This is a genomic window from Streptomyces sp. HmicA12, from assembly GCF_000373565.1.
Classification (GTDB): domain Bacteria; phylum Actinomycetota; class Actinomycetes; order Streptomycetales; family Streptomycetaceae; genus Streptomyces.
Window position 1 is genome coordinate 549,628 of the sequence record NZ_KB891831.1, and the last position, 19,409, is coordinate 569,036.

The window sequence follows — 19,409 nt, forward strand, 5'->3', positions numbered from 1 at the left end:
TATCGCCATTGGAGGCACCATGACCCGCCCGTCCGGCCGTTATGTCCTGCCCGAGTTCACCGAGCGCACCACGTCGGGACAGCGCACGCTCGATCCGTACTCCAAGCTCCTGGAGGAGCGCATCGTCTTCCTCGGGACGCCGATCGACGACACGTCGGCCAACGACGTGATGGCGCAGTTCATGCACCTCGAGTACACGGCGCCCGACCGGGACATCTCGCTGTACATCAACTCCCCCGGCGGCTCGTTCAGCGCGATGACGGCGATCTACGACACGATGCAGTACGTCAGTTGTGAGGTGGAGACGACCTGTCTGGGGCAGGCCGCGTCCGTCGCCGCCGTGCTGCTGGCCGCCGGGACACCGGGCAAGCGGTCGATGCTGCCCGGGGCACGTGTGGTGCTCGACCAGCCCTCTCTGCCCGAGCCGGCCCAGGGCCAGCCCACCGATCTGGAGATCCAGGCCCGCGAAATGGTGCGCATGCGCGAGCAGTTGGAGGAGCTGCTCGCCGAGCACTCGGGCCGGTCGAAGGAACAGGTCGGCGCCGACATCGAGCGGGACACCGTACTCACCGCCCAACAGGCCCTGGAGTACGGCCTGGTGGACGGGGTCATACAGAGCCGCAAGAGCACGCTCGGCGTCCCGGGTTCGAGGTGAGGTGCCCGTGTATCCACCGGAACTCCCGCCACTGCCCGCGCTGACCCGCGCCGAGGGCGATTTCGTGGACAGCTATCTGGCGGTGATCGATCTGCTCGCGCGCATCAATCCGGCCCGGGGGGACGACACCTATCGGGGACTGCGGGCCGCCCAGGCGCTCGTCAGCCGGGCCTCGGCCCTGCGGGACGCCCTGACGCTGATGCACCAGCGGGGCGAGCGCGAGGTGCACGCGGCAACCCTCGCCCGGGCGCTGCGCGTCCTCGACGGCGAGAGGCGGACACAGAGGGTCACATTGCCACCAGAAACCGTCGGCTAGCGATCAGTTCACGTTCCCAGATGCTCGCCCGGCGTCGAGTCGTCCGCTTCGGCCTTGAAACGGCCCAGATGGTGTACCCCCGGATGGCGTAGACGATCGTAGGTCAAGAAGCCCGTCAGAGTTGCGCAGCGACGGTACGCGCGCGCCGGAATTTCCTGTTCCGCCCCTGGTGCGGGCGTCGTCGGGCGTGGCCGCCGGGGTTCGAAAGCCGCACTGTCCACCTGAACGGGTCAAGCGTGAGGAGCCTCACTTACCGCCGGTTCAGCTCGGTTTTCGCGACACCCGTGCGTGAAGATCCCTTCCGACGACAAGCCCCCGCCACCGCGGCGGGGCGGTCCGTGCGGACGCCGAGTCCTGCCGCCGCCCGGATGTCAGGTCGACAGGAGTGGTTCGGCAGGAGTGGAGGACCCAGGCACGACGGGTCGCCGCAGCACCCGCTGCGAGCGGCCCTTGGGGTGAAGCCGCACCACGCGGCCGGGCAACTTCGCCAGCCCGAACCCGACAGGTCATCCTTCGCAGGCGGCTGACGAAGGGTTGCGCATGACTGCGCTCGATCGTGTTCCCTCGCTGCTGACACGGGCCGGCACCGCCTCGGTCCTGACCCTCGCCGTCGCGGGAGCCGGGCTCATGGTGCCCGGCGCCGCGCCGGAGGCGTCGGCGGCCGCGACCTCGACCAAGGCACTTCAGGTCGCGGCATCGAAGAAGGGATCGCCGTACAAGTGGGGCGCCACGGGACCGCACCGGTTCGACTGCTCGGGCCTGACGCTCTACTCGTTCAAGCGGGCGGGCAAGAAGCTGCCCCGCACCGCCGCGCAGCAGTACAACAAGACCCGTCATGTCTCCGCGTCCGGTCGTAAGCGCGGTGACCTGGTGTTCTTCCACTCGGGCCGAAGCGTCTACCACGTCGGGATCTACGCCGGGAAGGGGCGGATCTGGCACTCCCCCAAGACCGGTGACGTGGTGAAGCTGCAGAAGATCTGGACCAAGAGCGTCTGGTACGGCCGGGTGCGCTGACGCCCCTGTCGACCGGCTCGTGGGGACGGGCCGGGCGCCCGGCCCGTCCCCACGAACAGAATGCGGCTCGAACGCCCGTCACTGGATACTCGGGAGGTATGAACGAGCGGAACGAAACACGTCTGGAACGTGCCGACCGGAACTTCGGCGAGTTGCTCCAGGAACTCCGCGTCATCCAGACCGGAGTGCAGTTTCTGTTCGCCTTTCTCCTCACGCTCGCGTTCACCCAGCGCTTTCCTTCGCTCGACACGACGCAGCGCGCCACGTATCTGACGACGCTGCTGCTCACGGTCGTCGCGGCCGCGCTGTTCACCGCTCCCGCCGCCGTGCACCGGGTCCTCTTCCATTTGGGGGCCAAGGAGCAGATCGTGCGGGTCTCGTCGCGGCTGGCCGCCTACGGGATGACCGCGCTCGTCCTCGCGCTGACCGGGTCGGTGCTGCTCGTCGTCGATGTGACGGTCGGCAGGGGCGGCGGCATCGCGGCGGGCGCCGGGACGTTCGTGGTGTGCGCGGGATTGTGGGGACTACTGCCCCGTCTGCTGCGCCACAGCCTCCTCAGGCGACCAACGGCTCCAGCAGCAGAACAAGAGCCAGCGTCACCAGAGCGCCGCCCGTGACGGCCTCCAGGGCGCGCGCCGTGCGCGGCCGGCGCAACCACCGGCCCAGCCGGTCCACGAGCAGGGCCACGGCGGGGAACCAGAGCAGCGCGAACGCGACCACGATCGCCGAGAGGATCGCCGTGCGCGGCAGCGCGGGGCTGCCCGCCGGGACGAACTGCGGCAGGACGCTGAGGAACGTGATCGGCGCCTTCGGGTTGAGCGTGTTGGTGAGGAAGCCCTGGCGCAGCGCACCCCCCGTCGGCACCGGGACCTCGCCCTGCTCGGCGCGCGGCCGCGACGCCGATCGCAGGGTCCGCGCCCCGAGGTACAGCACGTAGACACCGCCCGCGAGTTGGAGTGCGCGGAACAGCGCGGGGACCGCGGTGAGGACGGCGGCGACCCCGGCGACGGCGAGGGCGGTGTGGACGAGCAGGCCGCCCGCGATGCCGAGCGCGCAGGCGACCCCTGCCCGGCGCGAGACGAGCGAGTTGCGTACGACGACGGTGAAGTCGGCGCCGGGCAGGGCCACCATGCCCGCGGCGACGCCGGTGAAGGCGACCAGTTGAGCGTCCATGCCCGCCAGCCTGCCCGAGCCGGGCCTTAGGCAGGTATGTGCAATATCCTGGGTCTGCCCAAAGCATCGCTTAACCCCTGACCGGGCTCCGGAGGCCGTTCATGTACGACCCGACGCGGCTCGCCGCCCTGGTGGCGGTCGCCGAGGCCGGGTCGATCACCCGGGCCGCGCGACGACTCGGCTACACGGCCCCCGCGCTGTCGCAGCAGCTCGCGAAGCTGGAGCGGGAGGCGGGCGCCGCGCTCCTCGTGCGCCACCACAAGGGCACCCGGCTGACCGGCGCGGGCGAGCTGCTCGTGGTCACGGCCCGGCGGGTGCTCGACGAGATGGAGCGGGCGCGGCACGACCTGGCACGCCTCGCGGGCCTGTCGGGCGGGCGCCTGCGGCTCGGGACGTTCACGACGGCGGGGATGCATCTGCTGCCGCCCGCGCTGACCGCGTTCCGCCGCGCGCATCCCGATGTGCGGCTGACGGTCGCGGGGTACGAGCCGCCGCACGGTATCGCGGCGGTGGCGGCGGGCGAGGTGGACGTGGCGCTCACGCACGCGTACGAGCCCGCGGAACCGGTTCCGGTGCCGGCCTCGGTGGTCCAGGAGCCGCTACTTGTCGAGGAGTTGGTGCTCGTGACCGCTCCGGGGCACGCGCTGACCGCCGGGACGGCGGGGGCGGCGAGGCTGCCGCTGACGGAGCTCGCGGGGCAGCCGTTGATCAGCATGGCGCCGACGCATCCGCCGCGTCAGGGGGTGGAGTCGGCTCTCACGCGGGCCGGGGCCACACCGTCCGTGCTGGTGGCGACGCCGGGTTACGCACTGGTGTGCGCGCTGGTGAGTGCGGGGCTCGGTCTGGCGGTGGTGCCGGACATGGTGGCGCGGACCTCCGCGACACCGGTGGGCGTGCGACGCCTCGACCCCGGTGATCTGCGGCGCACGATCTCGGTGGTGCACCGGGCCGACGAGGCGAACCCGGCCGTGGACGGCTTCCGCGCCCTGCTGCGCGGCGCGTTCGGCAGGCCGTCCGAGTGACGGGCTCTCAGACGGCTGACGCGGGGCGTCCGTTGCCCTCGACGACGGGGGCGTTCCAGGGCAGCGCGATCCACACGGTCTTGCCGCCCTCGGGGGTCGGGCTGACCGAGAGTCTGCCGCCGCACTCCGCGGTGAGGCAGCGGATGATGACCATGCCGCGCCCGTTGTCCTGCTGGACGGCGGCGGGCAGTCGCCTGGGGTAGCGGGGGTGGCTGTCGGTGACGCCGATCCGCAGTCGCTCGTCCCGTTCGAGCTCCACGTCGACGGTGAAGGTGGGTGACTGCCCGAGGGTGTGCTGCACCGCGTTCGTCGCGAGTTCGGAGACGATCAGGCGGACGGTGTCGGCGGCGTCGGTGTCACCGGGCATGCCCCACTCCCTCAGGACGTTGCTCACGTACCTACGGGCCGCGGAGACCGAGGCGGGATCGCTCGGCAGTGTGACGGATGCTTCCAGGTGGTCGGCCATGACGACGTCGTCCCTTTCCCGCCGGGGTCACTTGTCCGCCCGCCGCGGATCGCTCACGTACCGGCCCCGGCCGCTGCTTCGCGCCAGACTGCCACTTGTACAGGCTCCTGTGGTGGCGATCCCCCAAGATATGCATATATCTGTCGCTCGAAGCGGTGAACTCTGCGACGGTAGAACGTATTTGGGCGCGCGCACGCCACTTCCTCTACCGTCTGCCCTGGAGCCGTCCCCGATGAGCCGTGAGGGAGAACGGCCATGCGGCCCGAGGTCCACGAGGAGTCAGTATGAAGTACGGTCCCGCGGTACGTCGCCGCAAACTCGGTGCCGAACTGCGTGCCCTGCGCGTCCGGGCCGGACTCACCAGTGGCGAGGCGGCGCGCCTCGTCGGATGGCATCAGTCGAAGGTGAGCCGGATCGAGACGGGGCGCAGTGGCGTGAAGGCGTCGGACGTCCTGCGTCTGCTCGACGCGTTCGAGACGAAGGACACCCAACTCCGCGAACTCGTCGTGGCGTTGGCGGGCGCGGAGGACATCGGCGGCCATCACTGGTGGCACGCGTACCGCGGCCTGTTGCCGCCGACCTACCGCGACTTCATCAGCCTGGAGTCGCAGGCGTGCCGGATCCGCACGCTGGAGACCACGGTGATCCCGGGGCTGCTGCAGACACCGGAGTACGCGTACGCGGTGACGCGCTCGGTTCTCGACGGCACCTCGGAGCAGCACATCGAGGCACTGGTGGAGGTGCGGCTGGCGCGCCAGGAGGTGCTGCGGTCGCAGACGCCGCTGCAGTTGACCGCGGTGCTCGACGAAGCGGTGCTCCGTCGTGAGGTGGGTGGAAACGGCATTCTGCAAAGGCAGTTGGCACATTTGGCCGCGGCGGCCCGGATGCCGCATGTCCGAATTCAGGTGCTTCCTTTCTCAGCAGGTGGTCACATAGGCCTCACCGGCCCTTTCGTTGTGTTCTCATTTCCGAACACAACTGATCTGGATGTGGTTGTTCTCGACCATTTGACGAGTAGCCTCTACCTCGAGCGGAAAGAAGACCTCAAGGCGTACACGGACGCCTTCGACGCTCTTCTGCTCCACGCCCTCTCGCCCGAGGACTCGTTGGAGTTCATCGCCCAGATCGCCGGATAAGCCGGACGCCATGCCGGCGGGGTCGCCGACGCCCCGTCGTGGCCCGGCACTGCGTCAAGGAGGCACCATGAATGCACTGCCTCGGTACGTGCCCGACAGTACGTCGCTGAACGGCGCACGGTGGCGGCGCAGCAGCCGCAGCACCGGCGCCAACAACTGCGTCGAGGCGGCCCCCTTGCCCTCGGGGTCCACGGCCGGCCTGATGGCCGTCCGTGATTCCAAGAACACGGCGGGCCCCGCCGTGCTGTTCACCTCCCGCGCCTGGGAAGGCTTCCTCACCTCTCTTCGGTGACAGCGGCCTGAGGTGCGGTGCGGCTGATCACCTGGACGGCCTCGGCGAGTTGCTCGTCGGTGAGGTCGGCGCGGGCGGTCAGCCGCAGCCGTGAGACGCCGTCCGGTACGGACGGCGGACGGAAACAGCCCACCACGAGGCCGGCCCTCCGGCACGCCGCGGCCCAGCTCACCGCATCGTCGGGCGAGGGGGCGCGCACCGAGACGACCGCAGCGTCCGGACGGACGGCCGACAGCCCTTCATCCGTGAGGAGTTGATGCAGCGTCGCCGCGACCTCGCGGGCCCGTGCCGCCCGCCCGGGGTCGCGGCGCAACAGTCGCAGTGCGCCGAGTGCGGCGCCGACGGCCGCCGGCGCCAGACCGGTGTCGAAGATGAACGTACGGGCCGCGTTGACGAGATGCTCGATGACGGGCGCCGGGCCGAGGACCGCGCCGCCCTGGCTGCCGAAGGACTTCGAGAGGGTCACCGTGGCGACCGTGTCGGGCGCGCCGGCGAGGCCCGCCGCGTGCGGGGCGCCGCGTCCGCCCGCGCCCAGGACACCCAGGCCGTGCGCGTCGTCGACGATCAGCCCGGCCCCGAACTCCCGTGCCACCGAAGCCAGTTGGGACAGTGGTGCCTGATCACCGTCGACGGAGAAGACCGTGTCGGAGACCACCACGGCCGGTCCTTCGTGCGTGCCGAGTGCCTTGCGGACGGCCTCCGGGTCGGCGTGCGGCACGACCTGCGTGGTGGCGCGGGCCAGGCGGCAACCGTCGATCAGGGAAGCGTGGTTGGCCGCGTCGGAGACGATCAGCGAGCCGTGCGGGGCGAGCGCCGTGACGGCCGCGAGGTTCGCCGCGTATCCCGACGACAGCACGAGCGCCGACTCGAATCCGCAGAACTCCGCGAGTTCCCGCTCCAGCTCGGTGTGCAGCTCGGTGGTGCCGGTGACCAGCCGCGAGCCGGTGGCGCCGCCGCCCCAGCGCCGGGCGGCCTCCGCGGCGCCCGCCACGACCTCGGGGTGCCGGGCCAGGCCCAGGTAGTCGTTGCTCGCCAGGTCCAGCAGCGGGGAGTCGGCGGGACGGGGGCGCAGGGTGCGCACGAGTCCGGCGGCCTCGCGGGCGCGGCGCTGCTCGCCGAGCCAGCCGAAGGCTTGGGCGGGGGCGGGGGTGCGGTGCTCTGGGGCCATGACTCCCTCTGATTGCATGACGGCCGCTCTTTGTAGGTAATGCACAGACATTAGTCGCCTCGCCACCGGCCCAGGGTGTGGCAATACCCACACGCCGAGCGCCGTCCTTTGTCTGAAGTCTCCTTTCCCTCGGACGCCCCGATGAGCCAGGATCAGGCCCCATGGACCTGCTGAACACGCTGGTGGACAAGGGGCTTCGGCGCGAGGTGCCGAGCCGTGAAGAGGCGCTCGCCGTATTGGCGACGTCGGACGACGAACTGCTCGACGTGGTGGCCGCGGCCGGCAAAGTACGCCGCCAGTGGTTCGGGCGGCGGGTGAAACTCAACTATCTGGTGAATCTCAAGTCGGGCCTGTGCCCGGAGGATTGCTCGTACTGTTCCCAGCGACTCGGCTCCAAGGCGGAGATCCTCAAGTACACGTGGCTGAAGCCCGACGAGGCGTCGCAGGCGGCCGCCGCCGGGGTCGCGGGCGGCGCCAAGCGGGTCTGCCTGGTGGCGAGCGGGCGCGGCCCCACGGACAAGGACGTCGACCGCGTCGCGAAGACCATCGACGCGATCAAGACGCAGAACGAGGGCGTCGAGGTCTGCGCCTGTCTCGGCCTGCTCTCCGACGGGCAGGCGGAGCGGCTGCGCGGGGCGGGCGCCGACGCGTACAACCACAACCTGAACACGTCCGAGGCGACGTACGGCGACATCACCACGACGCACACCTACGCCGACCGGGTCGACACCGTGCAGAAGGCGCACGCGGCCGGTCTGTCGGCGTGCTCGGGGCTGATCGCCGGCATGGGCGAGAGCGACGCGGACCTGGTCGATGTCGTCTTCGGGCTGCGCGAGCTCGACCCGGACTCGGTCCCGGTCAACTTCCTGATCCCCTTCGAGGGGACGCCGCTGGCCAAGGAGTGGAACCTGACGCCGCAGCGCTGCCTGCGGATCCTGGCCATGGTCCGGTTCGTGTGCCCGGACGTCGAGGTGCGGATCGCGGGCGGGCGCGAGGTGCATCTGCGCTCGATGCAGCCGCTGGCCCTGCACATCGCCAACTCCATCTTCCTGGGCGACTACCTGACCAGTGAGGGCCAGGCCGGCAAGGCGGACCTGGACATGATCGCGGACGCCGGCTTCGAGGTGGAGGGCACCGACCAGGTCACGCTGCCCGAGCATCGTGCGGGCGGTGGATGCGGCTCCGTCTGCTCCTCCGACGAGGCGCCCGCCGGCGCCGCCGAGGAGGTGCCCGAGGCACGCACCGATCTGGTCGCCGTTCGCCGCCGGGGCGCGGGGACGGATCTCGCCCCCAATGCCTGAGCCGCGCATCGAGGAACTGCTCGATCTGGATCGCCGGCACGTCTGGCACCCGTACGGGCCCATGCCGGGCCGGCAGCCGCCCCTGGTCGTCGAGTCGGCGGCCGGGGTGCGGCTGCGGGTCGCCGGCCACGGCGAGCTGGTGGACGGGATGTCGTCGTGGTGGTCGGCGATCCACGGCTACAACCACCCCGTGCTGAACGAGGCGGCGCACGGCCAGCTGGAGCGCATGAGCCACGTGATGTTCGGCGGGCTCACCCACGAGCCGGCCGTGCGGCTCGCGCAGCGACTCGTCGAGCTGTCGCCGGACGGTCTGGAGCACGTGTTCCTGGCCGATTCGGGGTCGGTGTCCGTCGAGGTCGCGCTGAAGATGTGTCTGCAGTACTGGCGCTCGCTCGGCCGGCCCGAGAAGCAGCGGATGCTGACCTGGCGCGGCGGCTACCACGGGGACACCTGGCAGCCGATGTCGGTGTGCGACCCCGAGGGCGGGATGCACGGGCTGTGGGCCGGGGTGCTGCAGCGGCAGGTCTTCGCGGACGCGCCGCCGAGCGCGTACGAGGAGTCGTACGCGGAGCATCTGCGGGAGCTGATCGGGCGGCACGCGCACGAGCTGGCGGCCGTGATCGTCGAGCCGGTGGTGCAGGGCGCGGGCGGGATGCGGTTCCACTCCCCCGCGTATCTGCGGGTGCTGCGGGAGGCGTGCGACGCGCATGACGTGCTGCTCGTGTTCGACGAGATCGCGACGGGGTTCGGGCGGACGGGGGCGTTGTTCGCCGCCGAGCACGCGGCGGTGACGCCGGACGTGATGTGTGTCGGGAAGGCGCTCACCGGTGGGTACCTGACGCTGGCCGCGACCCTGTGCACGGCGCGGGTGGCCGAGGGGATCTCGCGCGGCGAGGTGCCGGTGCTCGCGCACGGGCCCACCTTCATGGGCAATCCCCTGGCCTCGGCCGTGGCCTGCGCCTCCATCGATCTACTGCTCGGGCAGGACTGGCGCGGTGAGGTGAAGCGGATCGAGGCCGGACTGCGTGACGGACTGTCACCTGCTCTCGATCTGCCGGGAGTTCGTGACGTACGCGTTCTCGGCGCCATCGGTGTCGTGCAGCTGGACCACGAGGTGGATGTGGCCGCGGCCACGCGCGCCGCGGTGGCCGAGGGGGTGTGGGTGCGGCCCTTCCGGGATCTCGTGTACACCATGCCGCCGTACGTCACCGGTGACGAGGATCTGGCGCGGATCGGGCGTGCGGTGTGCGCCGCCGCGCGGGAGGGGTGAGGGACATGACGGTGCTCGTGGTCACCGGGACCGGGACCGAGATCGGCAAGACGGTGACGACCGCGGCACTGGCCGCGGTCGCGGTCCGGGCCGGACGCTCGGTGGCGGTGCTCAAGCCGGCGCAGACCGGCGTCGCGCCGGGGGAACCCGGGGACGTCGACGAGGTGGTGCGGCTGGCCGGGGACCGGGTGACCGGCCTTGAGCTGGGCCGGTATCCGGAGCCGCTCGCGCCGGGCACGGCCGCGGCGCGGGCCGGTCTCGCCCCCGTGCGGCCCGCGCAGGTCGCCGAAGCGGTCGGCAAGCTGGCCGCCTCGCACGATCTGGTGCTGGTCGAGGGTGCGGGCGGGTTGCTCGTGCACTTCGACGCCGAGGGGTCCACGCTGGCGGACGCGGCGCGGCTGCTGGGGGCGCCGGTGCTCGTGGTGGCGCAGGCAGGGTTGGGGACGCTGAACTCCGTGCAGTTGACCGCGGAGGCGCTGCGGGCTCGGGGGTTGTCGTGCGCCGGTGTGGTCATCGGGAGCTGGCCCGGGGAGCCGGGGCTCGCGGAGCGGTGCAATGTGGGGGATCTGCCGCGGGTCGCCGGGGCCGGGTTGGTGGGGGCGGTGCCGGCGGGGGCCGGGGGGCTCGGGGTCGCGGAGTTCCGGGAGGCTGCCGGGGGGTGGGTCGCGCCCGAGCTGGGTGGGGTGTGGGACGGGGGGCGGTTCGCTCGACAGTGGGGGGCGTGAGGGCCGAGGTCTTCGAGGTCGCCCCCTCCTCCCCGTCCCGTCCCGGAACCGGGGGCCTCGCCCCCGGGCCCCCACGGGTTTCGTTTCGTCTGCCACTCCATGGGGGCTTGTCGCGCAGTTCCCCGCGCCCCCTGCGGGGGCACACTCCGTCTAGGAGTTCTAAGGCTGAGGAGGCGCCATGGTCGGACGGCCTCGGAAGGCGGCGGGGGACGTCGTGCGGCATCCCGTGTTCGCGCGGTTCTACACACGGTTGAGTGAACGGGCGGAGCCCGTCATGGCGCCGGTGCGGCGGGAGTTGCTCAGCGGTCTGTCGGGCAGAGTGCTGGAGGTCGGGGCGGGGAACGGACTGAATTTCGGGTACTACCCGGGCACCGTCTCCGAGGTCGTCGCGATCGAACCGGAGCGTGCGTTGCGGCAGTTGGCGGTCGAGGCGGCGCAGCGGGCCGAGGTGCCGGTGGACGTGGTGCCGGGGGCGGCGGAGGCGCTGCCGGTGAAGAGCGAGGGGTACGACGCCGTCGTGCTCTGCATCGTCCTGTGCAGCGTGCGGGATGTGGCGCGGGCCTTGCGCGAGGTGCGGCGTGTGGTGCGGCCCGGCGGCGAGGTGCGGTTCTTCGAGCACGGCCGGGCCCCGGGACGGGCGATGCGGACCGCGCAGGCCGGGCTCGACCGGACCGTGTGGCCGCTGCTCTTCGGCGGGTGTCACGTGGGACGGGACGCGGTGGGCGCCCTGCGCGGCGCCGGGTTCGAGCTCGGGGAGCACCGGGAGCTGTTGATGCCGGAGCGCGGGCCGCGGCTGCCCAGTTCGTACTGCGTGCTCGGCACCGCCCGTCGGCCGTAGGCGTCACTGGGTCCAGCGGCGCAGTTCCTTCTCGATGTCGTGGACGCTCGCGCTGCCGCTCTTCACCAGGCGCGCGAGTTCCCTGACCTGTTCCGGTGACGTCGCCACGCGCACCCCGCTCGCGACCAGGTAGGCGTAGGCCACGGCGGTGGCGTACATCGCGTTCGAGCGTTCCAACGCCGGTACGTGGATCAGGAGTTGGAGCAGGGCGGCGGCGCGGGCCTGCGGGGTGTCGTAGACCGGCAGGTCGAGTATCCGCGCGGAGTGCCGGGAGACGGCCGCCACGAGAGCGCCCCAGTCGGTGACCTGCGGGTCGCCGGGGGTCTTGCGCTCGGCGACCATGAGCAGCCAGGCGAGGTCGACCGTGAAGTGCGGGGAGCCGCTCTCGTCACTCAACGGGGCGGCGCCGGCCTTCCGCGTCGACGCCGAACTCCTCGGCGAACACGGCCTCGTACCGCTGCATGAAGTCGGCCGCCGCGTCGACGAACGCGCGCCCCTGCTCGCCCGCGTCCCGCCGCACCAGTTCCTCGATGTAGCGGTTCACGCTCATGCCGCGGGCCAGGGCCCGCTCGCGGGCGGCGCGGGCGGTGTCCGCGTCCACCCGCACGTTCAGCTGGGTCTTCGCCATGGCGCCACGCTAGCGTCGGTCAGCTAGCACCCGCAAGACCCGCCCGTCCCGCTATCCTCGTAGCCGGTCCGATGAACAACTGACCTTCCATGCAAGGGAGTTGGGGTGGGCGATGCGGATGTGGTCACGGATGTGGTCGCCGCGCGGGCCAGGGGCCTGACGAAGGCGTACGGATCCGGAGAGACCCAGGTACTGGCGCTCGACGCCGTGGACGTGGACATCGCCAAGGGGCGGTTCACGGCGGTGATGGGGCCCTCCGGCTCGGGGAAGTCCACGCTCATGCACTGCCTCGCCGGGCTCGACACGGTGTCGGCCGGGCAGGTGTGGCTGGGGAATACGGAGATCACGGGGCTCAAGGAGCGGGAGCTGACGCGGCTGCGGCGCGATCGCGTGGGCTTCATGTTCCAGTCCTTCAATCTCATTCCCACGCTGAACGCCGCCGAGAACATCACGCTGCCGATGGACATCGCGGGCAAGGCCCCGGACCGGGAGTGGCTGGAGCGGGTCATCGAGACCCTGGGGCTGCGGGACCGGCTGAAGCACCGGCCCGCTCAGCTGTCGGGCGGGCAGCAGCAACGCGTCGCGTGCGCGCGGGCGTTGGCGGCGCGGCCCGAGCTGATCTTCGCCGACGAACCGACGGGGAACCTGGACTCGCGGGCGGGTCTCGAGGTGCTCGGGTTCCTGCGCGAGGCCGTCGACGAGCTGGGGCAGACCGTGGTGATGGTGACCCACGACCCGGGCGCCGCCGCCCACGCCGACCTCGTGCTCTTCCTCGGTGACGGGCGCCTCGTGGACGAGATGCGGGAGCCGACCGCGGACACCGTCCTGGAGCGCATGAAGCGGTTCGACGTGGTGCGCGGCGCCGCCTCCGACCTCCCCGACCTGCGGAAGTAGCCATGCTGAAGGCGACGTTACGGAGTTTCCTCGCGCACAAGGGACGCCTGGTCCTGTCCGCGCTCGCCGTCGTGCTGTCGGTGGCGTTCGTCGCGGGCAGTCTGATCTTCTCGGACACGGTGGCGCGCACCTTCGACCGGCTCTTCGCCTCGACGTCGGCGGATGTCCGGGTGAGCCCGAAGGAGGACGACTTCGACGAGGCCGTCCCGTCGGGCGAGGTGCGGACGCTGCCGGCGTCGGTCGCCGCTCGGGTCGAAGGTGTCGATGGGGTCGCCGGGACGCAGCTCGACGCCGGGGTCGAGAACATCACCGTCGTCGACCGGCACAACGACTCGGTGGGACCGACCACCGGGGCCCCCACCATCGCCACCAACTGGGAGCCCACCGACCGCAGTCCGGTCCGGCTGACCTCGGGGCACGCACCGCGCGGCGACGGCGAGGCGCTGCTCGACGCGGACACCGCCGACAAGAAGGACGTACGGATCGGGGACACGCTGCGCGTCCTCGCCCGGCCCGGATCGTTCCGGGTCGAGGTCGTCGGCATCGCCACGTTCCGCACGACCAACCCGGGCGCGGCCCTCGTCTTCCTCGACACCAGGACCGCCCAGCGCAGGCTGCTCGGCGGCACCGGACGGGCCACCAGCGTCTCGGTGGACGCGGCGCCCGGCGTCAGCGACGCCGTCCTCAAGCAGCGCATCGCCCAACGGCTCGGCTCCACGTACGAGTTGAAGACGGCGGACGAGGACGCGAAGTCCGCGGCCGAGGACCTGGGCGGGTTCCTCGACGTCATCAAGTACGTGATGCTCGGGTTCGCGGGGATCGCCGTGCTCGTCGGCGTCTTCCTCATCGTCAACACGTTCTCGATGCTCATCGCCCAGCGGACCCGGGAGCTGGGGCTGCTGCGGGCGCTCGGCGCGGACCGGCGGCAGGTGCGGCGCTCCGTGCTGACCGAGGCGGTGCTGCTCGGGCTCGTCAGCTCCGCGGTCGGGTTCGGGCTCGGCGTCGGGCTGGCGGCGGGCCTCATCAAGCTGATGGGCGTCTTCGGGATGAACCTCAAGTCCACGGAGATGGTCGTGGGTTGGGGCACTCCGGTCGCGGCGTTCGTGGTGGGTGTCGGGGTGACGTTCGTCGCCGCGTATCTGCCGTCGCGGCGGGCGGCCCGGGTCTCCCCCATGGCCGCGCTCGCCGACGCGGAGATCGCGGGCGTGGGGCGGCCGCTCCGGGTACGGGCCGTGCTCGGCATGCTGGTCGGGGCGGCCGGCGCGGCGGCGCTCGTCGGGTGCGCGGTGTCCACGCGGACAGGAACGGCCGGTTCGCTGCTCGGTCTCGGCATCGTCCTCACCCTGATCGCGATGGTCATCGCGGGGCCGCTGCTCGTGCGCCCGGTCGTCCGCGTCCTCGGTGCCGCGTTCCCCGCCGTGTTCGGCTCGGTCGGCCGGATGAGCCAGCGCAACGCCCTGCGCAACCCGCGCCGCACCGGCGCCACCGCGGCGGCCCTGATGGTCGGGCTCGCCCTGGTCGCGGGCATGTCGGTGGCGAGCGCGTCCATGAGCAAGTCGTTCGACGAACAGATCGACCGGACGCTGGGCGCCGACTTCACCGTGCAGAACGCCAACTTCGTACCGTTCCCGCGGGAGGTCACCGAGAAGATCCGGGACACGGACGGCGTCGGTCTCGTCGTACGGCAGCGGTTCACGGCGCTCGCCGTGCGGATGCCGGACGGCGAGCGCGTCGAGACGACCGCCGCCGGTTGGGGCGCGCGCCTCGACGACGTCGGACACGTGACGTACGAGGCGGGAGGCACCGCACAGGCGCTCGCGCCCGGGCGCATCGCGCTCCAGAAGGAGTTCGCCGACGACCACGGCGCGCGCGTGGGCAGTGTGCTGCCGGTGGAGTTCCCCGGCGGGCGCCGCGCCGATCTCACCGTGGGCGCCCTGACCGACCAGGAGGGCAACAGCTTCGGTCTGCAGGGCGGCTTCTACATGGGGATGTCGACGCTTTTGAGGTACGTGCCCGGCGGCCAGGACTCGGCGGTCTACGTGAACGCGGCGTCCGGCACCTCGCCCGACACGCTGCGCGCCCGCCTCGACGAGACGCTCGACCCGTACCCGCAGGTGCAGGTGCGTGACCAGTCCGACTACAAGGAGCTGATCCACGATCAGATCGCCGTGCTGCTGTATCTCGTGTACGCGCTGCTCGGCCTCGCGATCGTGATCGCGGTGCTCGGCGTGGTCAACACCCTTGCCCTGTCGGTCGTGGAGCGCACCCGCGAGATCGGGCTGCTGCGGGCGATCGGCCTCGCGCGGCGGCAGTTGCGGCGCATGATCCGGCTGGAGTCGGTGGTGATCGCCGTCTTCGGCGCCGTCCTCGGACTCGCGCTCGGCCTGGTGTGGGGCGTGGCCGCGCACCAGGTGCTGGCGCTCGAAGGCATGACGGCGCTCGCGATCCCCTGGTCGACGATCGTCGCGGTGGTGGTCGGCTCGGTGCTCGTGGGACTCGCCGCGGCGCTGCTCCCGGCGTTGCGGGCGTCGCGCATGAACGTACTGGCGGCGATCGCGCACGAGTGAGGGGACGACCGCGTGGACCGTCAAGCAGCCGCACAGTGAGGAGAGTTCGGCATGACTCGTCCGTTCCGTTTCGGCGTCAACATGGTCGGCCCCGATCCCGGCGACGCGTGGCGTGCCAAGTGCCGCCGGGCGGAGGACCTGGGCTACGACGTGATCCTGGTCCCGGACCATCTGGGGACGCCGTCGCCGTTCCCCGCGCTCGTCGCGGCGGCGGAGGCGACGACCCGGCCGAACGTCGGCACGTTCGTCCTCAACTGCGCTTTCTGGAACCCGGTGCTGCTGGCCCGCGAGGTGACGACCGCCAACGCGCTGACCGGCGGCCGCCTGGAGCTCGGGCTCGGCACCGGATACGTACGGGAGGAGTTCGAGCAGGCCGGGGTGGAATGGGGCACCCCGGGCACCCGGGTCGACCGGCTGGAGCGCACGATCGCGGAGTTGGACCGGCAGCTCGCTTCACCGGAACAGGGGCCGCGGCCGCCGCTCCTGATCGGCGGCAACGGCGACCGGATGCTGCGCGTCACCGCCGCGCACGCGGACATCGCGGCGTTCACCGGGGCCCGGCCCGCCCCGGACAACGCGGGCGGTCTGGTGCCGCTGACCGCCGACGAGATCGAGGGCCGCGTCGCCGCGTACCGCAAGTTCGCCGCGGACCGGGCGGAGGCGGCCGAACTGAATCTACTGGTGCAGCTGGTGGCCGTCACCGAGGACCGGGGCGCCGCCGTCCGGCCGTGGCTGCGGCACACACCGCACCTCACCGAGCAGGACCTGCTCGCATCGCCGCTCCTGCTGGTGGGGACGGTCGAGGAGATCACCGCACAGCTCTTGGCCGCACGGGAGCGGTACGGATTCTCGTACATCACCGTGCTGGAGCCGTACTTCGAGGCCTTCGCCCCGGTCGTCGAGGAGCTGCGCGGCCGCTGACCGCCCCGGGCCGGAAGGGCTCAGCCGGTCACGGCCTCGGCGATCGCGGGCAGCGCCAGGTAGCAGAGGTCGCGGTACTGCATGTCCGCCCAGGCGTCGCCGTGCGGCCAGGCCGACGTCTTGACGACCACGACGCGGCGGTCCCGGTCGGCGTACACGAACTGGCCGCGCATGCCGTCCGCGGTGACCCGCCGGCCGGAGTCGTCCAGCGGCCACCAGTGGTAGCCGAACCCGGCGTGGGTGGTGATCGTGGTGGGCAGTCGGCCGGGATGCAGGAAAGGCTCCCCAGGGCGGCTCGACGCGTCGGTCCACTCCTGTCGGGCCAGGGTGCGTCCGCCCCACTGCCCGTCGATCTGCAGCCATCCGAGGCGCGCCCAGTCGCGGGCCGTCGCCGCGAGCGAGCCGCCGGCCATGGCGACGCCGTGCGGATCGTGGCCGACGACGGCCGGGTGTTCGGCGCCGACGGCCTGCCACAGGCGGGAGAGGTGCGTGGTGAAGTCGAGCCCTGTGGCGCGTTCCCGGACCCAGTCGAGGACGAGCGAGTCGGCGGTGCAGTACGTGAACGAGGTGCCCGGCGTCCGCCCCGGCGGAACGCGCAGCAGGTGCTCGCGGAGGCTGCCCTTGCCCTCGCGGACCGGGGCGATCAGACGCGCGGCGGGTGATTCCGGGTCGCGGTGGTCCTCGGCCCAGTCCACGCCGGTGGTCATCGCGAGAAGGTGACGGATCGTCACATCCCGGTAGCCGCAGGCCTGGTCGTCGAGTTCGGGGACGAAGGTGCGGGCGGGCGCGTCGACGTCCAGGTCCGGGATGTCGCCGACCAGGAGAGCGAGAGCGGATTTGGTCGCCGAGTTGCCGAGCAGCCGGTCCTCGGGTCCGACGTCGTGGAAGTAGCGCTCGTGGACGAGGGTGCCGTCCGCGATCACGACGAGCGACGTCGTGTACGTGACGTCGAGGAACTCGTCGAGGTCCATGGTCCGCCCGGCGCCGGTGACGCGGGCGGCGAGCGGGCGTTCGGCGCGCGGCCAGGGCGTGGGGGCGACGGCCCGCGGGATCTCGGTGGTGCAGGGGAACCAGCGCTGCGGTTCGCGGAGCGACTCGACGTCGGGGGTGGCTCGGGTGGCGGTGGGCATCAGGCGTCTTCTCCTACGAGTTCGGGGGCGCCGTCGGACCGGCCCGGCGTGTCCGAGAGCAGCTGCCGGGTGTACGGGTCCGAGGGGTGGTCCAGTACGGCGGCGGTCGGCCCCTCCTCGACGATCCTGCCGTCCGAGAGGACGGCCACCCGGGTCGCGAGGGAGCGGACGAGGGCGAGGTTGTGGGTGACGAACAGCATCGACAGGCCACGGCTCGTGCGCAGGTCGTCGAGCAGGGTCACGATCGACGCCTGCACGGAGACGTCTAGCGCGGAGGTCACCTCGTCGCAGATCAGCAGCTCGGGCTCGCAGGCCAGGGCGCGGGCGATGGCGACGCGCTGGCGTTCGCCGCCGGAGAGCCGGTCCGGGCGCAGGTCGTGGACTCCGGGCGAGAGCATGACCTGGGCGAGGAGTTCGTGGACGCGCTCGGTGGCGGCGGCGCCCTTGGCCAGGCCGAACAACTCCAGGGGCCGACGGATGATCTTGCCGACCGTCATCCGGGGGTTGAGGGCCAGGTAGGGGTTCTGGAAGACGTACTGGACGGCCTTGCGCAGCTCGCGGCTGCGGTGCCGGGCGCCGGCCGGTACGGGCTCGCCCTGGAAGGTCACGGCGCCGGTCCACTCGTCGTGCAGTCCGCCGATGGCCCGCGAGAGGGTGGACTTGCCGCTGCCGGACTGGCCGACGACGGCCACGCATTCGTTGCGGCCGACGTCCAGGTCGATGCCGTGCAGGATCTGCCGGGACCCGTAGCCGGCGGTCAAGTCCCTGACGGTGAGGACGGGTTCGGGGCGTTCCGTGCCGGCCGGGGCGGCCACGGTGTACGTGAGCGGCCGGGTGCGGACGTGGTCGATGCGGCGGCAGCGGGCGCGCACCTCGCTGTCGGTGACGGGCACCAGCTCGGGCTCCCCCTCCGCGCACGCGGCCTCGGCGAAGTCGCACCGGTCGCGGAACCGGCAGCCGGTGGGGCGGCGGCCCGGCGAGGGGGTGCTGCCGGGGATGCCGGTGAGCACGCGGGCCTCGTTGACGCTGGGGACGGCGGCGAGCAGGGCGCGGGTGTACGGGTGCGAGGGCGTCGCGAAGACGGTCTCGCGCGGGCCGATCTCGACGATGCGGCCCGCGTACATCACGGCGACCCGGTGCGCGAACTCGCCGACGACGGAGAGGTCGTGGGTGACGTACACGGCGGCGACGTCGTGGCGGGCGCACAACTCCCGGACTGTGGCGAGGACATGGGCCTGGGTGGTGACGTCTAGGCCGGTCGTCGGCTCGTCGAGGACGAGGACCTTGGGGCGCAGCGCGAACGCCATGGCGATGCCGACGCGCTGGAGTTGTCCGCCGGAGAGCTGGTGCGGGTAACGCCGCAGGAAGGCGTCGTCGTCGGGCAGGGCGACCTCGGCGAGCACCTCGCGGACGCGGGCGTCGCGCTCGGCCGGGGTGCCCGCGTGGTGGACGTCGAGGACCTCACGGATCTGGCTGCCGACGCGCATCACGGGGTTGAGGGAGGCGGCCGGGTCCTGGGGGACGTAGGCGACCTCGGATCCGCGGCGCCTACGGGCCTCCGCCGGCGGGGCGCCGAGCAGTTCGCGCCCGTCGAGCACGACCTCGCCGGCGTCGACGCGGGCGCCGCGCCGGGTGTGCGCGAGCAGTGCGGTCGCGATGGTGGTCTTGCCGCTGCCGGACTCCCCGACCAGGGCGAGGATCTCGCCGGCGGCGACGTCGAAGGCGATGTCGTCGACGACGTCGGGGCCGGTGCGGCCCAGGACTACGCGCAGGTCGGTGATGGTGATCGCGGGGTTCATGAGGTGGCTCCCTCGGTTGCGGGGGCCGACCCCGGCTGCCGGGTTGGTGTGGTGTGCGGGCTGCGGGCCGGTGGGGCTTCTCGCGCCCCGCGGC

General features: G+C 72.0%; 21 protein-coding genes and 1 riboswitch. Of the genes, 14 read left to right on the forward strand and 7 right to left on the reverse strand.

What is annotated here, in order from left to right; genetic code table 11:
* Positions 1–19 precede the first annotated feature (19 nt).
* The 4 genes from B072_RS0132660 to B072_RS0132675 all read left to right on the forward strand — a co-directional run bounded on the left by B072_RS0132660 (position 20) and on the right by B072_RS0132675 (position 2,602).
* Entirely contained in the window at positions 20–655 is a 636-nt protein-coding gene (locus B072_RS0132660) for an ATP-dependent Clp protease proteolytic subunit (protein WP_018534184.1), read from the forward strand.
* Positions 656–662: 7 nt separating this feature from the next.
* Positions 663–971, forward strand: coding sequence for a hypothetical protein (locus tag B072_RS0132665; protein WP_018534185.1), 309 nt, complete (start codon positions 663–665; stop codon positions 969–971).
* A 335-nt stretch (positions 972–1,306) separates the two neighbouring features.
* A riboswitch (cyclic di-AMP (ydaO/yuaA leader) is annotated at positions 1,307–1,508 on the forward strand.
* A 3-nt stretch (positions 1,509–1,511) separates the two neighbouring features.
* Positions 1,512–1,985, forward strand: coding sequence for a C40 family peptidase (locus tag B072_RS0132670; protein WP_018534186.1), 474 nt, complete (start codon positions 1,512–1,514; stop codon positions 1,983–1,985).
* A gap of 98 nt (positions 1,986–2,083) precedes the next feature.
* Positions 2,084–2,602: a DUF6328 family protein gene (locus B072_RS0132675; RefSeq protein WP_018534187.1), complete on the forward strand. Its 519-nt coding sequence runs from the start codon at positions 2,084–2,086 to the stop codon at positions 2,600–2,602.
* Here the strand turns inward: B072_RS0132675 and B072_RS0132680 are convergent.
* Positions 2,541–3,158 carry a LysE family translocator gene (locus B072_RS0132680; protein WP_018534188.1) on the reverse strand — a complete coding sequence of 206 codons (618 nt, stop codon included), beginning with the start codon at positions 3,156–3,158 and terminating at the stop codon, positions 2,541–2,543. The two genes, B072_RS0132675 and B072_RS0132680, sit on opposite strands and share 62 nt — an antisense overlap.
* Before the next feature lie 101 nt (positions 3,159–3,259).
* On the opposite strand from B072_RS0132680, the gene B072_RS0132685 reads away from it, so the two are divergent.
* Positions 3,260–4,180, forward strand: coding sequence for a LysR family transcriptional regulator (locus B072_RS0132685; RefSeq protein WP_018534189.1), 921 nt, complete (start codon positions 3,260–3,262; stop codon positions 4,178–4,180).
* A 7-nt stretch (positions 4,181–4,187) separates the two neighbouring features.
* Here B072_RS0132685 and B072_RS0132690 read toward each other — a convergent pair whose 3' ends face one another.
* Positions 4,188–4,646 carry an ATP-binding protein gene (locus B072_RS0132690; protein ID WP_018534190.1) on the reverse strand — a complete coding sequence of 153 codons (459 nt, stop codon included), beginning with the start codon at positions 4,644–4,646 and terminating at the stop codon, positions 4,188–4,190.
* A 284-nt stretch (positions 4,647–4,930) separates the two neighbouring features.
* On the opposite strand from B072_RS0132690, the gene B072_RS0132695 reads away from it, so the two are divergent.
* Both B072_RS0132695 and B072_RS0132700 read left to right on the forward strand, forming a co-directional pair.
* On the forward strand, positions 4,931–5,782 hold the full coding sequence (locus tag B072_RS0132695; RefSeq protein ID WP_018534191.1) for a helix-turn-helix domain-containing protein: 852 nt from the start codon (positions 4,931–4,933) through the stop codon (positions 5,780–5,782).
* 67 nt (positions 5,783–5,849) lie between these two features.
* A complete protein-coding gene (locus B072_RS0132700) occupies positions 5,850–6,074 on the forward strand; it encodes a DUF397 domain-containing protein (protein ID WP_018534192.1) in 225 nt (74 codons plus the stop codon).
* Here B072_RS0132700 and B072_RS0132705 read toward each other — a convergent pair.
* Positions 6,058–7,242: an 8-amino-7-oxononanoate synthase gene (locus B072_RS0132705; RefSeq protein WP_018534193.1), complete on the reverse strand. Its 1,185-nt coding sequence runs from the start codon at positions 7,240–7,242 to the stop codon at positions 6,058–6,060. The two genes, B072_RS0132700 and B072_RS0132705, sit on opposite strands and share 17 nt — an antisense overlap.
* 161 nt (positions 7,243–7,403) lie before the next feature.
* On the opposite strand from B072_RS0132705, the gene bioB reads away from it, so the two are divergent.
* The 4 genes from bioB (at position 7,404) to B072_RS0132725 (ending at position 11,376) form a co-directional block, all read left to right on the forward strand.
* Positions 7,404–8,543, forward strand: coding sequence for a biotin synthase BioB (gene bioB, locus B072_RS0132710; protein WP_018534194.1), 1,140 nt, complete (start codon positions 7,404–7,406; stop codon positions 8,541–8,543).
* On the forward strand, positions 8,536–9,813 hold the full coding sequence (locus B072_RS0132715; protein ID WP_018534195.1) for an adenosylmethionine--8-amino-7-oxononanoate transaminase: 1,278 nt from the start codon (positions 8,536–8,538) through the stop codon (positions 9,811–9,813). The genes bioB and B072_RS0132715 overlap by 8 nt, the downstream gene beginning before the upstream one ends.
* A gap of 5 nt (positions 9,814–9,818) precedes the next feature.
* Positions 9,819–10,538, forward strand: a complete 720-nt coding sequence (gene bioD / locus B072_RS0132720; RefSeq protein WP_043245208.1) for a dethiobiotin synthase — start codon at positions 9,819–9,821, stop codon at positions 10,536–10,538.
* Between the two features lie 178 nt (positions 10,539–10,716).
* The gene (locus B072_RS0132725; protein ID WP_018534197.1) at positions 10,717–11,376 is read left to right on the forward strand and encodes a class I SAM-dependent methyltransferase; all 660 of its coding nucleotides are present in this window, start codon (positions 10,717–10,719) and stop codon (positions 11,374–11,376) included.
* 3 nt (positions 11,377–11,379) lie between these two features.
* On the opposite strand, the gene B072_RS0132730 is transcribed toward B072_RS0132725, so the two are convergent.
* A complete protein-coding gene (locus B072_RS0132730; protein WP_051127342.1) occupies positions 11,380–11,718 on the reverse strand; it encodes a hypothetical protein in 339 nt (112 codons plus the stop codon).
* A 46-nt stretch (positions 11,719–11,764) separates the two neighbouring features.
* Positions 11,765–12,004 (reverse strand): hypothetical protein, encoded by a 240-nt coding sequence (locus tag B072_RS0132735; RefSeq protein WP_018534199.1) that lies wholly within the window; start codon positions 12,002–12,004, stop codon positions 11,765–11,767.
* A gap of 105 nt (positions 12,005–12,109) precedes the next feature.
* On the opposite strand from B072_RS0132735, the gene B072_RS0132740 reads away from it, so the two are divergent.
* The 3 genes from B072_RS0132740 to B072_RS0132750 are packed head-to-tail and all read left to right on the forward strand — an operon-like array spanning position 12,110 to position 16,386.
* On the forward strand, positions 12,110–12,898 hold the full coding sequence (locus tag B072_RS0132740) for an ABC transporter ATP-binding protein (protein WP_018534200.1): 789 nt from the start codon (positions 12,110–12,112) through the stop codon (positions 12,896–12,898).
* Positions 12,899–12,900: 2 nt separating this feature from the next.
* Positions 12,901–15,465, forward strand: coding sequence for an ABC transporter permease (locus B072_RS0132745; RefSeq protein WP_018534201.1), 2,565 nt, complete (start codon positions 12,901–12,903; stop codon positions 15,463–15,465).
* 51 nt (positions 15,466–15,516) lie between these two features.
* Positions 15,517–16,386: an LLM class F420-dependent oxidoreductase gene (locus B072_RS0132750; protein ID WP_018534202.1), complete on the forward strand. Its 870-nt coding sequence runs from the start codon at positions 15,517–15,519 to the stop codon at positions 16,384–16,386.
* 20 nt (positions 16,387–16,406) lie between these two features.
* Here B072_RS0132750 and B072_RS0132755 read toward each other — a convergent pair whose 3' ends face one another.
* Together B072_RS0132755 and B072_RS0132760 are read right to left on the reverse strand one after the other, a co-directional pair.
* Positions 16,407–17,516, reverse strand: a complete 1,110-nt coding sequence (locus tag B072_RS0132755) for a serine hydrolase domain-containing protein (protein WP_018534203.1) — start codon at positions 17,514–17,516, stop codon at positions 16,407–16,409.
* Positions 17,516–19,315: an ABC transporter ATP-binding protein gene (locus tag B072_RS0132760; RefSeq protein WP_018534204.1), complete on the reverse strand. Its 1,800-nt coding sequence runs from the start codon at positions 19,313–19,315 to the stop codon at positions 17,516–17,518. The genes B072_RS0132755 and B072_RS0132760 overlap by 1 nt, the downstream gene beginning before the upstream one ends.
* Positions 19,316–19,409: the final 94 nt, after the last annotated feature.

What these genes read in the sequence shown, in the direction of transcription:
- B072_RS0132745 (WP_018534201.1), top strand. Translation starts at nt 12,901, where the DNA reads ATGCTGAAGGCGACGTTACGGAGTTTCCTCGCGCACAAGGGACGCCTG.
- B072_RS0132715 (WP_018534195.1), top strand. Translation starts at nt 8,536, where the DNA reads ATGCCTGAGCCGCGCATCGAGGAACTGCTCGATCTGGATCGCCGGCAC.
- B072_RS0132735 (WP_018534199.1), bottom strand. Translation starts at nt 12,004, where the DNA reads ATGGCGAAGACCCAGCTGAACGTGCGGGTGGACGCGGACACCGCCCGC.
- B072_RS0132755 (WP_018534203.1), bottom strand. Translation starts at nt 17,516, where the DNA reads ATGCCCACCGCCACCCGAGCCACCCCCGACGTCGAGTCGCTCCGCGAA.
- bioD (WP_043245208.1), top strand. Translation starts at nt 9,819, where the DNA reads ATGACGGTGCTCGTGGTCACCGGGACCGGGACCGAGATCGGCAAGACG.
- B072_RS0132695 (WP_018534191.1), top strand. Translation starts at nt 4,931, where the DNA reads ATGAAGTACGGTCCCGCGGTACGTCGCCGCAAACTCGGTGCCGAACTG.
- B072_RS0132700 (WP_018534192.1), top strand. Translation starts at nt 5,850, where the DNA reads ATGAATGCACTGCCTCGGTACGTGCCCGACAGTACGTCGCTGAACGGC.
- B072_RS0132750 (WP_018534202.1), top strand. Translation starts at nt 15,517, where the DNA reads ATGACTCGTCCGTTCCGTTTCGGCGTCAACATGGTCGGCCCCGATCCC.
- bioB (WP_018534194.1), top strand. Translation starts at nt 7,404, where the DNA reads ATGGACCTGCTGAACACGCTGGTGGACAAGGGGCTTCGGCGCGAGGTG.
- B072_RS0132660 (WP_018534184.1), top strand. Translation starts at nt 20, where the DNA reads ATGACCCGCCCGTCCGGCCGTTATGTCCTGCCCGAGTTCACCGAGCGC.
- B072_RS0132730 (WP_051127342.1), bottom strand. Translation starts at nt 11,718, where the DNA reads ATGGTCGCCGAGCGCAAGACCCCCGGCGACCCGCAGGTCACCGACTGG.
- B072_RS0132705 (WP_018534193.1), bottom strand. Translation starts at nt 7,242, where the DNA reads ATGGCCCCAGAGCACCGCACCCCCGCCCCCGCCCAAGCCTTCGGCTGG.
- B072_RS0132685 (WP_018534189.1), top strand. Translation starts at nt 3,260, where the DNA reads ATGTACGACCCGACGCGGCTCGCCGCCCTGGTGGCGGTCGCCGAGGCC.
- B072_RS0132675 (WP_018534187.1), top strand. Translation starts at nt 2,084, where the DNA reads ATGAACGAGCGGAACGAAACACGTCTGGAACGTGCCGACCGGAACTTC.
- B072_RS0132760 (WP_018534204.1), bottom strand. Translation starts at nt 19,315, where the DNA reads ATGAACCCCGCGATCACCATCACCGACCTGCGCGTAGTCCTGGGCCGC.
- B072_RS0132725 (WP_018534197.1), top strand. Translation starts at nt 10,717, where the DNA reads ATGGTCGGACGGCCTCGGAAGGCGGCGGGGGACGTCGTGCGGCATCCC.
- B072_RS0132690 (WP_018534190.1), bottom strand. Translation starts at nt 4,646, where the DNA reads ATGGCCGACCACCTGGAAGCATCCGTCACACTGCCGAGCGATCCCGCC.
- B072_RS0132670 (WP_018534186.1), top strand. Translation starts at nt 1,512, where the DNA reads ATGACTGCGCTCGATCGTGTTCCCTCGCTGCTGACACGGGCCGGCACC.
- B072_RS0132680 (WP_018534188.1), bottom strand. Translation starts at nt 3,158, where the DNA reads ATGGACGCTCAACTGGTCGCCTTCACCGGCGTCGCCGCGGGCATGGTG.